This is a genomic window from Archangium violaceum, assembly GCF_016859125.1.
In the GTDB taxonomy this organism is placed as follows: Bacteria; Myxococcota; Myxococcia; order Myxococcales; family Myxococcaceae; genus Archangium; species Archangium violaceum_A.
On record NZ_CP069338.1, the window covers coordinates 7968885 to 7985439 of the forward strand.

At 66.9% G+C, this 16555-nt stretch carries 11 protein-coding genes; 8 read left to right on the forward strand and 3 right to left on the reverse strand.

The window, feature by feature from the left end; all coding sequences use genetic code 11:
• Positions 1–319 precede the first annotated feature (319 nt).
• From JQX13_RS34165 to JQX13_RS34195, 7 genes are all read left to right on the forward strand, one after another.
• Entirely contained in the window at positions 320–934 is a 615-nt protein-coding gene (locus tag JQX13_RS34165) for a hypothetical protein (RefSeq protein WP_203403655.1), read from the forward strand.
• A 64-nt stretch (positions 935–998) separates the two neighbouring features.
• On the forward strand, positions 999–2165 hold the full coding sequence (locus tag JQX13_RS34170; protein WP_203403656.1) for a serine/threonine-protein kinase: 1167 nt from the start codon (positions 999–1001) through the stop codon (positions 2163–2165).
• Between the two features lie 8 nt (positions 2166–2173).
• A complete protein-coding gene (locus tag JQX13_RS34175) occupies positions 2174–2593 on the forward strand; it encodes a helix-turn-helix domain-containing protein (RefSeq protein WP_203403657.1) in 420 nt (139 codons plus the stop codon).
• Positions 2594–2610: 17 nt separating this feature from the next.
• Positions 2611–2985, forward strand: coding sequence for a helix-turn-helix domain-containing protein (locus tag JQX13_RS34180; protein ID WP_239015408.1), 375 nt, complete (start codon positions 2611–2613; stop codon positions 2983–2985).
• 74 nt (positions 2986–3059) lie between these two features.
• Positions 3060–3452 (forward strand): helix-turn-helix domain-containing protein, encoded by a 393-nt coding sequence (locus JQX13_RS34185; protein WP_203403659.1) that lies wholly within the window; start codon positions 3060–3062, stop codon positions 3450–3452.
• 146 nt (positions 3453–3598) lie between these two features.
• The gene (locus JQX13_RS34190) at positions 3599–5773 is read left to right on the forward strand and encodes a serine/threonine protein kinase (RefSeq protein ID WP_203403660.1); all 2175 of its coding nucleotides are present in this window, start codon (positions 3599–3601) and stop codon (positions 5771–5773) included.
• 187 nt (positions 5774–5960) lie between these two features.
• Entirely contained in the window at positions 5961–6833 is an 873-nt protein-coding gene (locus tag JQX13_RS34195) for a DUF2381 family protein (protein ID WP_239015410.1), read from the forward strand.
• Positions 6834–6874: 41 nt separating this feature from the next.
• Here JQX13_RS34195 and JQX13_RS34200 read toward each other — a convergent pair whose 3' ends face one another.
• Genes JQX13_RS34200 through JQX13_RS34210 form a run of 3 tightly spaced genes read right to left on the reverse strand, consistent with a single transcriptional unit; the run spans position 6875 to position 10126 of the window.
• Positions 6875–7345 (reverse strand): NUDIX hydrolase, encoded by a 471-nt coding sequence (locus JQX13_RS34200; protein WP_203403662.1) that lies wholly within the window; start codon positions 7343–7345, stop codon positions 6875–6877.
• Positions 7342–8883, reverse strand: coding sequence for a DUF2380 domain-containing protein (locus tag JQX13_RS34205; RefSeq protein ID WP_203403663.1), 1542 nt, complete (start codon positions 8881–8883; stop codon positions 7342–7344). Before JQX13_RS34205 ends, JQX13_RS34200 begins: the two co-directional genes overlap by 4 nt.
• Positions 8873–10126: a hypothetical protein gene (locus JQX13_RS34210; protein ID WP_203412336.1), complete on the reverse strand. Its 1254-nt coding sequence runs from the start codon at positions 10124–10126 to the stop codon at positions 8873–8875. Before JQX13_RS34210 ends, JQX13_RS34205 begins: the two co-directional genes overlap by 11 nt.
• A 3006-nt stretch (positions 10127–13132) precedes the next feature.
• Here JQX13_RS34210 and JQX13_RS34215 point away from each other — a divergent pair.
• Positions 13133–16501: a serine/threonine-protein kinase gene (locus JQX13_RS34215; RefSeq protein ID WP_239014023.1), complete on the forward strand. Its 3369-nt coding sequence runs from the start codon at positions 13133–13135 to the stop codon at positions 16499–16501.
• Positions 16502–16555: the final 54 nt, after the last annotated feature.

The following is a 16555-nucleotide window of genomic DNA, read 5'->3' on the forward strand; positions in this document are numbered from 1 at the left end:
CGGACCTGCGGGGGCTGCTCTCTTCGCTGAACCATTCGACGTGGACTCTGCAGTGGCCAGGATCTGCCTTCAGGCGAACCATGCAAGCCTTGACAATCGGGGCGGGAGGCTACCGGAGGAGTAACCCACGCGTTCTGGCTCCCCACGTCACGAAACGCCAAGGCTGCCATTCCTCCCTTGAAACCAGGGTTCTGCCGCTCTGACAAGTTGGCTATGAATTAGAACCTCGGCGGTAGGGCAGGGCTTTCCTTCTGCGATTGGCTGTGTTACCCGTAACTGCACAAGCCAGTCGCAACCCATACACACCGGAGGTGTTGTCATGCCGCGCGTCTCTCCCTCGCGTCGGATGGGGATTTGTCTTGCCTCGACTCCCAGCCGCTTCTCGTTGGGCCTCTTCACGCTGCTCTCCTTGGTGCTGCTGAGCCCCCTCGCGTGCGCGAGCAACAGCCAGCCCCAGGCATATTCCTCCACTCGTGAGGCACTCGCGGACCTGGACGAGTTCGGAGCGCTCCTCATGCGGGCCGGACTCCCTCCGGAATTTCTGCCCTCGGGGCGAGAGCTATCTCCGGAGCAGGCCAGGCAACTCCGGTTGCAACTCCATCTCTATCCGCTCTATCCGCCCAAGCCCGTCGAGCATGGTCCGTGGACGGTGGCGGACGTGCTGCTGCTCGACGTCACTCTCAAGAGTAGTGCCGTTTCCCGGGCCGAGCTGGGCCGTCGCATCCAGGAGTTCAAGCCTCTCCTCGTGCTCCGCCCTGATGGTTACCTCGCCGAGGCGCTCACTGGCAGGGCTGGGCGATGCGTAGGCCCGGTGGAGGTGAAGGACAACACCTACCGTGCTGGCATCTACGAACTGGGCGTCTTCTACAGGCCCGATGAGAACAACGAGCCGCAGCCCGTTTCCGTTGGCGGGCAGCCCGCCGCCTCCCGCTAGCGCGCATTCCCCGCACCACGCCACGTACTGGCTTTTTCCGACCTTCTGCCGCCAGGACTCGTCCATGTCTCGTCCGCCAGCTTCACTCGGCCCCACTGCTCGGCTCGTCTTCGAGTCCGGTGGCTACCGTTACAGCGTCCTTCGCCACCTCGTCACCCATCCGCACTACAACACCCTCCTGCTCGCTTCGCGCCAGCACGCCGACGGGGGCCCCGTCAAGCTGGTGGAACTCAAGCCCGTGGTGTTGGACGAAGGTCGCGAGGGGCTGGAGCGAGTCCTCGAGGAGGTGCGGCTCGCCCGGTTTCTACGCCACCCCAACATCGCCACCGTGTACGGGTACGCGGTGCAGAACGAGCTGCCCCACATCGTCATGGAGCACCTGCGCGGGTGCTACCTCCTCACCGTCATGGACGCCGCCGTGGCCGTGGGCCGCCGCCTGTCTCCTGCCTTCGCGGCCTACGTCGCCGCCGAGGTGGCGGACGCGCTCGACTACGCCCACCGCAGCGAGGGGGACGACCGCAAGCCGCTCCACATCGTCCACCGGGCCGTGGGTCCCATGCGCATCCGCCTGGGCCGCAACGGCCGCGTCCAGCTCACCAACTTCGGCGCCGCCTACTCGGAGTTGCTCGGTCGTATCCGCTCGCCGGATGGACTCCTTCGGGGGGACCCGGCCTACATCGCCCCGGAAATCCTCCTGGGCTTCCTGCGGCCCAAACCGGGCCAGAGGGATTTGCTCACTCCCAGGAACCTTACTGGACGGGCGGATATATTCTCGTTGGGCCTGGTGCTGCTGGAGATGCTGGTGGCGAGCTACCCGCTCGACCCGCCCGACTCCCTGTGGCGGGACGTGAAGCGCCGCTTCCCCGGCGAGGTGCGCAGCGAGGTGCCCACGTTCATCAAACTGGAGACGCTCGCCGACCGTGTCCTGCACTTCGGCCCGGACGAGGTGCAGCGGGTGGCCGAGGAAGTGCCGCCGCCGCTGCGGCAGATTGTCTCCAAGGCGCTGCGTCCCAACCCCGACGAGCGCTACCCGTCAGCGGACAAGTTGCGCGACGAGCTGCGCGCCTGGCTCCGCGGACTGCCGCAGCCCTACGGAGCGAAGGATGCGGAGGAGGAGTTGGCCGAGCTTCTCAAGGAAGCCTCCGATCTCGACAAGCTGGCTGTCCACGCTGGCGTGGAGCGAGGCGTGCTCCCCGTACCGCCCGACGTGGACACCGAAGAGTTCCACTGAGACGCACCATGGCCCAGGTACACAAGACACAGGCGAAGTTGGCCCTTCATATCGGAGCGATGGCACGCGAGGCGCGCAAGAGCGCCGGGCTGACTCAGGAGGAGGCGGCCGAGCTCGTCGGCGTGGCGACGGAGGTGTACGGACGCCTGGAGCGCGGCAACATGCTCCCCAGTCTCCCCACGTTCATGAGGTTGTGCCGCGCGCTGGCCGTGGATGCGAACCGGCTGCTGGGCTTCTCGTCCTCGAATCCTCCCGCGTGGCTCACCCTCGAGCTTCCTGGTGACGGCGAACCGCCTGCGATGCGTCGTCTTCTTCGTACGGTGCGCAAATTGAGGCCGCGCCAACTCACCGCTCTGAGCCACGTAGCCAGTGCCCTGCTGCCCTCCCCGGGCACACGGGCCCCGCACAAGACGAAACGCGCCTCTTGAGGACATGGCCGATGGACATGGATTCGGCGTTGAAGAAGTACCTTGGGAATGCGGCTCGGGCAGCCCGCCTGCGCAAGGGCCTCTCCCAGGCCCAGGTCGCCCAGAGCGCGGAGCTGGCCACGGCGGTCTACGGTCGCATTGAGAGAGGCGCGATGATGCCCAGCCTGCCCACGGTGCAGCGGCTGTGCCGAGCGCTCGAAGTGGATGCCAATACGCTACTGGGGTTCTCTTCTCCGACTCCGCCCGCGTGGTTCACGTTGCCGCGCTCGAAGGACAGGCCGGCTGTCCACGAACTACTCCGAACGGCACGCCGGATGAGACCTCGACAGCTCAGAGCACTGCGGGGCGTAGCCCATGCCCTGCTCACGGCGGATTCGGGCAGCACCCAATGACAAATGAAGCGATGAAGGACGCGAGCTACTCGGCGTGCAGCATGCCGCGCGGAGGACTCAGATAGATGCGAACCATGGAACTCGAACAGCTACAGCCCGAGCAGCTCCAGCAGTCGTTGGGAGAAGTGGCCCGAGCGGCACGCGAGCGGCTGGGGCTCACTCAGGCTCAAGTAGCGCGGCAGACCGGACTCGCCGCCAATGTCTATGGCCGCATTGAACGCGGCGGCATGATGCCCGCCGTCCCCACGTTGCGGAAGCTCGCGCGCACCCTCGGCATCTCCGCGGACGCGCTGCTCGCATTGAGCTCCGCCGACGTGGCTGCCTCCGTCGATGCGCCCGCCCCCGAGGGCAACCTGTCACCGGAACTGTTGCAGCTCGTGAGCATGCTGCGCGGATGGAGCCCCGCGAAGGTGAAGCGGCTGATTCGGGTGTTGAAGGTGCTGGAGAACGCGACCGACGACGAGTGAGCGGGCGCGCCAGGATTGGGTTGGAGCCAGGGGCCGAGCTGCACCCGGACTTTGGAGGGGTTCCGGTGTGCGCCGCCCCTGGCTCCGGCCGAATGCGCACGGCCCGAGTCGTGCTATCCTCCCAACTCCGGAGGTTGACTCATCCCATGCAACTCCCGCCCTTCAAGCAGCCCGAGTCCGGGGACATTGTTGGCAACTACCGCCTCCTGGAAAAACTGGGCGACGGTGGTCAGGGACTCGTCTTCAAGGCCGAGTGCGCGGGTCGCTTCTTCGTTCTCAAATTCTTCCGTGCCCGCGAGCTGGACGAGTGGGGCCTCACCGAGGTGTCACTCCTCCAGAAATTCAAGCACCCCAACATCGTCCGTGTGCTGGGGTACGGTCGGTGGCCGGACCCGGAGTTCGGCTACTTCTACATTGAATTGGAATGGGTAGAGGGCGTGACGCTGGAGCAGTACGCCAACACGGAAAATCCCTGTGCTCGTCAGTGCGCGGGCCTCATTCTGACGCTGGCCCGCACCCTCGGAGCAGTGCACCGCAAGAACGTCCTGCACCGAGACGTGAAGCGCGACAACATCCTCATCCGCTCTCGCAATGGGGCGCCCGTGCTGGTGGACTTCGGCATTGGAAACGCGACCGAGGCCACCACGCTGCCCGGCTTCGGCCTGTTACCACCGGGCACGCCGGAGTACGTGAGTCCGGAAGCGTGGCGCTTCCTCGGGGAGAACGTGGGCGAGCCCGTCACGTACAAGTCCCGCGTGTCGGACGAACTGTGGGCGCTGGGCGTCACCTTCTACTGGCTGCTCACCAACCGGCTGCCTTTTGGCACCCGGCGCAACCCCCTCATGGTGAGGGCGATCCTCAGCCTCACCCCCAAGGCCCCGCACGAGTGCAACCCGCGTGTCCCCAGGGTGCTGAGCGACGTGTGCATGCGCATGTTGGAGAAAGACCTGGCTGCGCGATTCCCAGACATGACGGCGTTGTGTGCGGCGCTCGAGTCGGCAGTGGCCGCGGCCCAGGGCGACGCGAGCTGGGACGTGGCGCTGGGCGACCCGGATGCGCCCGAGGAGACGACGACGGACGAGATTCCGGCGCAGGTGCCCTGGGACGAGGAGGAGCTCGCGGTGCGCAGGTGCTTCGCACCGCCGCGACGGGGACGGAAGAAGCCGAGCGCCGAGGAGAGCCGTACCCCTGTGGTTGCCCCGCCTGTGCAGCCCGCGGTGCCTCCAAGCCCCGCGCCGGTGGCCGAGGCCCTGGCGGCGCGTATGGCGGCCATGTTCCCCGCCCATGCCTGGGAAGGCGTGCCGCTCCCCGAGGGGGAGATGGAGGCTCCGCCGCTGCCGGCGGTGCAGGACTCCGCGGCTCCCGGGCCAGGTGTCGTCGCCTCTCGGATGGGGGATGCAGGACCCACGTGCGAGGCTGCTCCCAGACGTGGACCGTTGAGGCTCGCGGTCTCGCGGGCCTTTCCCACCTTCATGGGCAGCCTGCCCGTGCGCGCCGTGACCCTGGACGGCCTTCGCCGGGTGGCGTTGGTGCTGGTGTTGATGGCGGTGGCGGCTGGGGTCAGCGTGGGCGCGGTGCTCGCCGCCTTTCCCTCCTCTCGGTCAGAGGGCACGGCGCAGAATCAACCGGCTCCAGAACCCTTTACGTCTTCCAGCAACAATCCGACTCTACACGCCTACTTGGCCCGGGAATTGGCGGTTTCGTGGGACCCACCGCAAGCTGGTCGGAGCGCGGCAATTTTTCTGCCTCCTACCCCCGCGCTGGAATTCACCACCGCCATGCTTCGCAAGGAAGACTTCAGCGTGAACACCCCCGAGAAGCCCCAGCCCCAGGCCCGGCGTGCCCGTTTGGGGGTGAAGTGCGTCACTGCGGCCTGCTGTGCCGTGCTCGGCGGCTGCGCGGGCTCGCCCCCGGTGCGCCCGGCTCCGAAGCCCGAGGCTTGCCCCTCGGGTGCCCTGGACGCCATGGAGAAGCTGCACATCCGTATTGGGCAAGAAGCCCCTGGCCACTTCCCTGTTGTCGGCGACACCAAGCCCGTCTCCGTGACGGAATTCAGCACGTTTACAATTGTGGATGACTTGGGAGAGCTGAGGCCGGGCACCGTCCTCTCCGGACGGCTCATCTTCGCGGAGGGCCGTGTCTTCGGCCGCTTCACCCAGGCCAAGCAGGCCCAATCGAAGGGTGGACAGACGTACCCCGTCTGCTTGGAACTGCGGAGCCGGGCGGGTGAGCTTGGCGTGGAAATGAAGCCGGACGGCGGGCCCGACTCCGCCGTCGTCTCCTCCAGCCAAGACGTCAGGGCGGTGGATCGCTTCGAGTAGCGTCGGGCATGGGCTCGGCGGCTGGGAGGTCGGGCGCCTGGAGGGCGGAGGTGTGGTAGAGGCCGGTCTCTTCCTGGCGCTTGCTCGCCCCCATCAAGGTTGACCTCCCGTGCTCGTTGCGTCCCCTGTCGGCCTCCTGGCGCTGGCCCTCCTTTCCACCCCCTCGGCCGTTTCCGCCGCCCCCAGTGTGGACGAGTGCGAGGCGACGAGCCCTCGCATCGAGCTGGCTGCCATGCCCACCAAGGGACAGGCGCCGGTGGTGTGTATCGGCCCGAGCCTGCCCATCACCTTCCGCTTCGACTCGTCGCTCCGGCAGGACTCCCTGAACATTCAGGAGCGGGGATGGTTCGAGGATTGGGCCTTGGGGCAACAGACGCTCACGCTGGTTCCCCGCGAGAACCTGGTCGCCGGGAAGCGGATTGAAGTGGAGGTGTGCTTCGCGGATGGTGCCGCGCCCGCGTGCGCCACCTTCGTGCTCGTGGTCCATCCCGGGCTCGGCATGCAGGAAGTGAAGGTGCTGCGCCAGACGCGCCCCGTGGCGCACTTTCAGCAAGTCGCCAAGGAGGCCGAGGCTGAGGTCCAGCAGTGTCGTGCGGAGGTGCGGCAACTGCGCGCCGAGCGCGGTGTGCCGGATGGATTGAGCGGCGCCATCGCGTCCGGACTGGTGAACCTTGGCCGCGGTGTTGACGGCAAGGACTTGACCGACAACGCCACCGGGAAGGAGGGGAATGCCCTCTTCAAGGACCGTGTCTACAGCTACCGCGCGAAGGAGCGGGTGGCGGTGGAGGTGTATCTCAGGAACCCGGGAAAGGAGCCCTGGACGGCGGCGGGCGCGGTACTCCGTGGGCCCAAGGGCGAGGCGTTCAAGCCGCTGTTGCTCTGGCAGCCGGGCGCCATCCTTCCGGCCGCGCCGGGATACGCACAGGAGAGCGAGCGAGGTCGCGTCGTAGTGGAGATGCTGGCCACGGAGAAAGAGGCCCGGGGGACGTACACCCTCATCCTGTGGGATGCGGATCGCCAGCGCACCGTGACCCTCGGCAACGTGACGTTCCCCGAGTAGGTGCTGCCACCGCAGTGGCCCGGCTCGACCAAGGCTTGGGTCTAGACTTCCTCGTCGGGCAGGAGCGAGCGCAGTAGCTCGTCGTCAGGGCCGAGCGGGCGCCAGCCGGGCGGCGGTGGTGTGGCGCGAAGCGCTGCCTTGGCCCGCTCGACGTGCTGTTCATGTGTTTCTGGGGTGTAGGCACCCCAATGGGCGAGCGCCACGGCAACCTTGAGGCGGTTTGCGTCGTCCAGCACGGCCGGCCAGCCGTTGGGGAGTGCTTCAGCCAGTTCGCGCACGAGCTGCCCCCGCACCAAACGCGTGACCTTGCGGCTTCGCTCAGCCTCGGCAACCAATCCGCTGAACACCTGCACTGCCGCAATGTCATCAGGGCCAAGCTCGTCCGCCAGTTCCACCAGCGAAGCGGTGGGGCGCGCCTCGGCGAAGGCGGTGAGCGAGTCGTAACCTCGCTCGCGGACCCGCTCATATAGGCGCGCTTTCACGTTGCCCTCCCAAGCACGTCCGTCGCTCATTTCCCACCACAGCGGAGGAAGTTCATTGGAATTCTGTACTCCTTCATTTGCCTTGCGACGATCTCCAGGATCGTGTTCCGCGTCAACATCCGGCCGGATTCAACCTCTGCGTCGCGCAGCACCTTCATGATCATCCGGTTCCATTCACCGGGCCATGCGCGTCCCAGCTTCCAGTTCCCACCACCGTGTATTGCCTGGTGGTGAGCCTGCTGGAGCGTGACGCAGAAGCGCTCGATGCTCATCTTGCCGGTGAAGCCGCGCTTCTCGAACCACTCGCGGAACTCCTTCGGCATGACGTGGTGACGTGGGGGCCTGGCCATGCCGGCCCCCGCTTTGCCCGTCACGCGCATAGCCCTCACTTCGGGCGCATCGCCCAGCGCCTCGCGCACGCCCCGCGGCAGCTCGCCGTGCGCCTGCGCCATCATTACCTGGCCGGCCTGAATCCGCACAGCGGCACTGACGGCAGGCAGAGAGAGGACGCCCGCCCGCACCAACTGGCGCATCATCTCCACCCACTCGGCGGACACGACAATCCGCGTCCCCATCATCACGCCGTTGGGGCCCACCATGAGGCCCACGCCGAGCATGGCGGGAGCGGCCGGGCGCATGGCGGGGAGCGAAAACCTCAGCGCCGACAGCATGGTGAGTGCCTCCATGGACTCCTTCAGCACCAGCGCCGTTTCGAGGACTTTCGCCCCCTTGTGTATGGCCTCGAGGAGTGCGGCAAACTCGCCCGTGAGGTGGCCTACCAGGGCGGGCATGTCGTCCGCGGCGACCTCCACCTGCTCTGGCTCCAGGGACGAGAGCGCCGTCATGGCGTGCTCCATCATCTTCTGCCAGCGCTCCATCTTCACGTACAGCGTCTCCACGCTATAGAGGTGCCGGGAGAGCGAGGCGTCGGTGAGGTTGAGGAAGTCAACCCATACGGCCAGCAGGGTGGAGCCCAGCATGGCGGCCTCCAGCCGTGGGCCGGCGAGGCGCAGCAGGGCGAGCTGCATGTCCGGGTCCTGCACCTCCGAGGTGTCGGTGGCCAGCTCAGCGGCGGCGGCAAGCTCGGCGTCAATCCACCGCAGTTGCTGGGCGCCGTAGTCAACGTAGCGGAGGAAGATACCGTTTCCGCTGGCAATGCCCCGGCCACTGGCCTTGAGTCTGGAAAGCTCGCCGGAAATGCGGCGGGTGGAGTTGGACACCTCACCCACGCCAGTGCGAAAGGCCAGGTGGGCCGCGAGGGCGCTCTGCCACACAGTCCCCTTGGCAGCGCCAGGGCCCGCCGCCGTCACCGCCTCCCGGACGCTCCGGCGACGGTGCAGCCGCTCCGGTGCCTCGGGCCCAGGAGGGGAGGGTGGCCGAGAGGCGAGGGCGAGCGGTAACTCCTCGCCCAGCTCTCCGGCCACCACGGGCCCCGTGGCCTCGCGCGGGGTGTAGCGCAGGTTCATCCCCCGGTCGGGCGGAGGCGTCAACGACGCACAGGCGTTGGACAGGAGGGCCAGGGTGAGCAGCAGCCCCGTCCCCCTCGCCCCTGGCAAGTCAGCGTGCATTGTCCACCCCCAGGCCCATGGAGGCGAAGGCCCCCGGGCGCAGCTCGCCTACGCCTTCCGGAAACAGCAGCGTGCCGCCCGTGCCCAGCGCGTATAGGTGCCCCCCGAAGAGACGCCAGCGCACCTCAGCTCCGCCCATGTAGCGCGCCCCCGGCTGCCCCATGCCCATCGCCAGGCCCTTTACCGCCACCTCGAGGCTGCGGCCGAAGAGCTGCACCGCCACGCGCCCGTCCACGTCGAAGCGGCCCCAGGTGAATGCCTCGGCGCCCAGCGAAAGCTGCAAGTGCCGTTGTAGGCCGCCGTAGCGCACGGCATCCCAGCCCACCACCGCCTCGCCGTACACGGAGAAGCCGTCCGGAAAGGACGCCTCGGCCAGCGGCACGCCGTCAGGGCCCGCGACCCGGAAGCGTGCTAGTTCGTAGTCCGGTCCGAAGTAGCCTTGGCGGAAGCCCCCGTGCTGCCTACGCACCTCCAGCCGCACCGTCATGTCGAGTGTGGGTGTCACTGCATCCGCGCCTGCCCCCACCACCGCGCCCCACGCACCGCTTTCTCCCGGCCGTCCGCCCCAGCCAGCGAGCACGTGCGCCTCGAAGCCTGGGCGCACCACCACCACCGCCGTCCCATCCACGTGCGCCAGCGTCACCGGGGGAGCCTGTCCCCCGGCTCTGCCCCAGTCGTGCACGGCGGACAGCGCCAGCGTGTAGCGCCCGCGCTCCTTGGGCCGGCCGAAGAGGAGGTGCTGCACGTCCAACGCGACTTCCGCGCCCATCAACCGCGCGCCCAGCACATCCGAGGCGAAAGCCTCCGCGTAGAGGGGTCCCAGCGTGCCGGTGAGGAAGCCGCCCGCCGGGTGGTAGTCGGGGTTGGATTGGTTGGAATAGCGACGGACGAGGTGCGCCGAGAGGAGGCTGTAGGACTCCAGTCCGCCCACCCATAGCGCCACGGGCGCGTTGTCCGAGCCCAGCTTGAGGCCGCGCACGAGTTGCCCCCAGTCCGAGAGGCTGTCCCAGTCCTCCCGGCGCACGAGGCTCGCGCCCTCACCGCCGCCCCAGAGGCGCAGACGCACGGGGGCGCCCAGGTTGACGCCGAACTCCTCGCCGCCGTCCAGGAGCAGAGTAGGCTCCACTTGCGCGAATCCCTCCTCGCTCACACCTGCACGCGGCAGCAGCGCCAGTGTCGTCACCTCCAGGCGTGCCAGGTATCGCCACCGTCCAGCCGAAGAAGCCGACAGCGGTGGCTCCATTGCTCCATCGGGCGGGTTGTCGGGCCCTTCCGCCTGAGCGAGGAGCAGTAGCACCAGCAGCGTGGACGTCATCAGCGCCTCCGATGGATGACTCCCATCCTAGTGGGCGCTCCGACAAACCCGGACAGTCTGGACAGCGCGGGCAAAAGGTGCCCCCCATCGTAGGGTCCGTAACCCAACCGTACGGGTTACCTGGGGTAGATCGATGAACCCCTGATGCAGGTAGAAGGCGGGTGCATGCCCTTCGAGACTCTGCGAGAGGGCGGGGAAGCGCGTCAGGGGGCGCGCGTCTCGGGGGCGGTACTCCCGTTGCCCTTGCGCTTGCCGTTGAGGGGGCTTCTTGTCCGTCTCCTCCTGCCTGCGCGGAGTCTCGGTGGGGCATTGACGCCCGGGCTCCGCGAAGATCTCTCCCCGATCCTTCCCGTGGAGAAATTGCTCTACCGCGTCCTGCCGGCGCGCTTAGGTCCTCCATCGCCTCACGCAGCTCCTCGCCGAGTGCCCGTGTCTCGCTCTGCTGGGCGTCGAGCTGGCCCTCGAACTTGGCCATCGAGGTGATGAGCTCCGACTGCGCGTCGTTGAAGAGTTCCCTGAAGTCGCTCACCGTCTTGCTGTTCATCTCGGTGACGTGGGATCGGCGGGGTGCTCTACATCGCCGATTCTGGCAACGCGCTCCTGCGCGCCGTCACCCCGTCGCAGCCAGGGGGCGGAGCACGCCCTCCGCAGCATCCGGCAGGGATGCGATGCCGGACCAGGGACCGCAGTGTCAGGCTGCGTTCGTTCAGGTCGGTGGCGCGCTGGCCTCATCACGGGACCCATGGGGGTATGGACGCCTGCTCGGATGCTGCTGCGCGGATTTCAGGATTTTTCACCGGGTACCCGCGTCCGAAGCGAGGTTTTGCTACTGGGTAACCGGGGGATTTTATCGCTCAGGGGCTTTGGCTCAGGAGTGGATGGGCGGACGAACCGCCTCAACCCTGGGCAAAGTCCGTTTGGACCGTGCTGCTGCGGCCCAAGATGGATGTAGGTGATGTGGCTACAGGCCGTTGCCCGTAGGTTTTGTCACCGGTCGCTGGCCCAACCTGGTTCCGTTCCTGGGCCGATAGCACTGAAGTTCCCGACTGATCGGTGCTCTAAGTCCGGACGAGGCGGCCTTCGTGGTGGGACGAGTTCTCTATCGCGGTAGTGAGGCGCTGGGCTCTGTCCTCGAGCTCGTACTGGTGTCGCTGGTTCGCGCGCTATCGGTCGTTCGATGGGGTCAAGGCAGAACCCTTCCGTGATGGTGTCCGGAGTGTAGAGCGACAGCAGAAACGAACCCCCTCGCGCCACTAACGTTGACCCCCTTGGTCCAGCGCGCAGCTCCCTACCTCGCGTGCCCCGAGCCTGCGGTGCTGTCCAGGTCAGGCTCGCTTTCGCGAGTCGCTACGCGCCCCTTGGACAGCGTCCTCGTCGCGGGGCGGTGGGCTGACTGCGTGAGGCCAGGGGCCTCACCGCAGGTGGGGTGGGGGTCAGAGTTACTGTCGCCGACGGGTTCAATCTTCCTGTCGCCTGACACGGGGGCCTTGGTCGACTCTGCCGATGTCGGTCGACATCTGCCGACGCTGCTCATCCATCCGTCGTCACATGGCGTCACGCGTGACGTAACGACGCAACGCAGGTGTGTTTCAGCAACGGTTCCCGAACCCATCCGGGATGGTATCCGGGATGGTATCCCCGAACCCATCCGGGATGGTATCCGGGATGGTATCCCCGAACCCATCCGGGATGCCCCGAAGGCTTCCCAGCCAGCGACGCCCGCAGGCCCATCCACACAACCTGCCACGTCAATGACCCCATCAAACCACCTCTGTGCGTGGCGAAATGCGCACCGACAACAGGGTACAACCTTTTAGGTTGTGGACTTCAAACCACATTCCCAACTTCTGAAGCTTGTGTTATTCGGAGGGGCTACCAAGCCCCGACGGTCTATCTAGGCTCGCGCGTTGCGCTTGCTGTCGACTGTTGCTCTTGCTGTCGACTCCTCCTCCTAGTGGTGTAACGGGTCCGGGTGGTTTTCCACCCGGTACAAGCCCCTCCCGGGGGAGGGGCGCGGAAGCAGGAGGGGGACGGTCGAGTCATGCATCGCTGTGGAACCCAGGGTCCACCGCTCTGCCGACTATGAGGGAGGAAGTCGCGAAAATCCTGCGTCGGCCGCTGACTGTGCAGTGAGACGTCTTAGGAGATGTTTGAAGCACCCAGTCTCTCAGTTACCCCGCGCGGGGCTCCCTGCGTCTCCCCCGAAAGCACGCGCGGTAGGGGTGCCAGCCCTGGACCCGGATGCATCCGCACCCTGCCACGGACGTTCACGGACGTTCACGGCTATGTCCGGACGGTTCAGGGATGCATCGACATTCAGCGGGGAGAGGATAGGTAGATGTGTCCGCATGCCCTGAGCGAGCTCCACGTTCAGGGCAGACGGACGGACTCGCCTGGGGATTAAGCCAGTCCGTCCGCCGAGACGCCGCTAGAGCGGACCCTGGGAAGTCGGGCGTTGCCAGTCTGCTGGCTTCCACCATGACGAACCGCCGCCATGTTGCCCCCAGTGTGCCCCTCCAGCGTGGATTCAGGGGGAACCAGGGGGCCGGGATAGGGCGGGATGAAAACCCGGGGAAAATAAGGCGGTGGAGGGTAAAGGCGCGTCCTGCTTGGGGCTTTTCCACCGCATTGATCGGGTTCGAATCCCTCCATGGGCACTCTGAAGAAGCCTCCAAGTCCCTGAGACTTGGGGACTTTTTTAGTTCCGAAGCACCCGTTTGCTGTCTCCATCTTCGACTCCTGCCTCGCCGCTGCATCAGGCGCCACGCTCGCCTCCTCCGCTTCCGCTTGGGGGACGCGGAATCTCCTCGACGTGACTCCGGGGAACAGGAGATGTCGACCTGCGTTTCGAGTCATGATTGGCGTGCGCGCATGAGGCAAGCTGGCGATCACATCGGTCCATACAGGTTGGTGCGGCCGCTGGGCAGAGGCGGGATGGGCGAGGTCTTCACCGCGCTCCACGAGCGCATGAACCAGGTGGTTGCCCTCAAGCTCCTGTCTCCGGCTGCGGTCGCTGATCCGCAACTCGTGGCTCGGTTCGTCCAGGAGGCGCGGGCCCTCGCGCAATTTCAGCACCCGGGCGTGGTCCGCATCCTCCATTGCGACCGCACGGAGGATGGCACGGCCTTCCTTGCAATGGAGCACCTTGAGGGGCTGTCGCTGCGCGAGTGGATGCGGGACCAGCAGGGGCCCGCGCCGAGCGAAGCCGCGCTTTCGCTGTGCCAACAGATCGCCGCAGTGATGGCCGACATCCACGCCAAGGGCATCGTTCACCGGGACCTGAAGCCGGAGAACGTGTTCCTGTGCCCCGATGCCGAGGTCCCACCGGGGTACCGCATCAAACTGCTGGATTTCGGCATTGCGAAGGTGCCACCGGAGGCGAATGCCCGGGGCGACACGCAGGTGCACACCGCGGCGCCCGTTTTCCTGGGCACGGCCATGTACATGGCCCCTGAGCAGTGCCGGAACGCCGCGGAGGTGGATGGCGGCGCGGACGTCTACGCCCTGGGGGTGCTGCTCTTCGAACTCCTCGCCGGTCGGCCGCCGTTCGTCTCTGACGACGCGGTCGATCTGATTTCGATGCACATCCGTGCTGAGCCGCCGCCGTTGCGCGAGCTGGCTACGGCCGTTCCGGGCGCGCTGTCCGCATTAGTCGCCTCCATGCTGGCCAAGGAGCCAGCGTCCCGTCCGACGATGCTCCGCTGCCGGGATATGCTCGGACGGCGACCCTGGCAGAACGAGCGGGATGAGTGTCCGGTGCCAGGGCTCGCGCCCTTCACCGAAGCACATGCCGAGCTGTTCTTCGGCCGTAAGACAGAGATCTCCACCGTCCTGAACCTTCTGGATGAGGCGCGGTCCGGCGAGCGCCGATGGGTGCAGGTCGAGGGACCGAGCGGCGTAGGGAAATCGTCGTTGGTACAGGCTGGCGTCCTTCCGCGCTTGAAGGAGCGCGCCTCGCAGCTCGCTCCCGCCTGGAGGGTTGCGGTCCTTCGCCCGTCGTACGATCCGGTGCATCAACTTGCCGTGGCCGTGCGTGATGCGCTCGCCGGAAGCGACTTCACCTTCTCGGCTCGGGAGTTGGAGCGCGCGCTGCGCGCGGATGTTTGTGCGCTCTCGGAGATGGTGAGGGCGCACACGCCTCCGCAGGGTCGTTTCCTGCTGGTGATCGAGCAGATGGAGGAGCTCGTTACGCTGGGGGGCGCGGATTGTTCAGAGATTGACGGGTGGGTGGAGACAGCACTCGCCGCGCCTGATTCACCCCTGCGGTTGCTCACGACGATTCGGAGCGACTTCATCCACCGGCTGGAGCAGATGCCGCGGATGGCGGCGCGGCTCAACCAGTCTGCGCGCTATCACCTCCGACCGATGGAGGAGGAGGCGCTGACGCAGGTCATCGAGGGAATGGCCCAGCGCGTCGGGCTGCGGCTCTCCGAGGGACTGTCGCTGCGTATGGTTCGCGACGCGAGGAGCGAAGGAAGTCAGCTCCTGCTGCTTGGCCAGGCTCTCCGCGCGTTGTGGTCTCTGCGCAGCGGCGGCCGGCTGACCCATGAGCGATACGAACAGCTCGGCGGAGTCGGCGGAGCCCTGGCGCAGCAGGCGGAACGGTTGCTCGACGGGCTCGGCTCCCAAGGACGCGAACGCGCGAAGTGGATTCTCCTGGACCTCGTGCAGGTCGGCCGCGGTGTCCCAGACACGCGGCGGCCCCGCACCCGGCGGGAGGTGCTCGAGGCCGGCGGGGGAGACGCGTTGTCGCTGGAGGTCTTGATGAGGCTCTCCGGCATGCGGACCGGGACTCGGGACGACGCGGAGGAGGGGCTTCGGCTCATCGTGCTCTCTGCCGGAGATGAGCCCGCGGAGCAGCGTGTGGACTTGATACACGAGTCGCTCCTGCTGCAGGTTCCATCACTCGCGGATTGGATCGGGAGCGAGCGCGTCTTGCTCGAGCGGCAGGCGGAGCTGGAGATCGCCGCGCAATCGTGGGAGCACGCCGGGTGTCCGATGGAAGGGTTGCCTTCCGGCTCGTTGCTCGCGCACTACGGGGATGCGGCGGGTCTATCTTCGCGAAGCGGTCCCCCGGGCCGCAGGGTGAGCGAGCGTGCCTCCCGCTACCTCACCGCCGCGCGAAGTCTTGAGCTCCGTCGTGTCCGGCTCAGGTGGGGACTGGCGCTCGCGGCGATGGCCGCGGTGCTGGCCATCTCCTTCAGCGCGCTCAGCGCATACCGCGAGTGGCGGCGAGCTCAGGAGAATCTCCAGCGCATCGTCCTCGCCACGCACCAGTTCGTCTCCGACGCCGACTGGAAGCTCGGCAGGGTCGCTCATACGCTCGAGGTGCGGCGGGCCATGCTGCACAAGATCGACGAGAACCTGGCGTCTCTCCCGCGCGCAGACCGTCAAATCCCCGAGGTTCGCGAGGCAATCATCGCGACGAAGCATCGACGCGGGGACTTCGCCTTCCAGAACGAATCGCTCGCTCGGGCCGAAGGCTTCCTGGATGCCGCGGCTGTGGAGATCCAGAGGGGGCTGGACGCTCGACCGGAGGATGAGGAACTCAAGCTTCTCCGGGCGCTGAACCACTCCAAGTTTGGGAAGATCGCGCTGGCCCGGGGCCGGCTCGACGAGGCGCGCGGCCACTTCGCTGGTGCGCTCGCATTCCTGGATCGGCCGACGGACCACGTCGATGATGACTATCGGCGGACCCTGGCGACGAGCTATTCGGAGCAAGGAGAGCTCGACCTGGCGTTCGGAGCTGCCGGAGCTGTCGAGTGGTTCGCTCGAGCCGTCGCTCTGTTCGAAGAGAATGCCCGGAGTGGTGATGCTTACGAGCAAGCACTCCTCGCCGAGGCGCTGTGCTGGCGCGCGGAGGCGTTCCATCGTGAGAGAAGACTCCCGGCGGCCGCGGCCGATCTCGAGCGCGCGCTCGGTATTGCTCGCAGGCTGAACGAAGTGGAGGCGGGAAACGAGTTCTTCCGGTGGATCCTCGCTCGCGCTTACCTCGGGTCGGCCTCGGTGGAGGCGGCTCGTGGTGGGCCTCAGGCGGACGACCGATATCGTGCGGCGGAGGAGCTGGGGCGGGGGCTCGTCCGCGGCGAGCGAACCAACAAGCGCTATGGCCTCGTCCTGGCCCAGACTCTGTGGGAGCACGAGGCGTTGCTGAGTGACCGGGGAGCGGCTGCGCAGGCCCGGTCACTGCACGACGAACGCTGTGGGTTGGTCAGAGCATTCGTCGGGATGGATGGCGAGGACCACCGGTTTGACCGGCTCGTCTGCCCTGGGTCCCCCGTCCCTCAAGGAACCGGCCAGTGATGTGAGTTCATAGGGGACTTTGTGCGCTGGAGCCCTGGGGCTACCCCGTTCAAG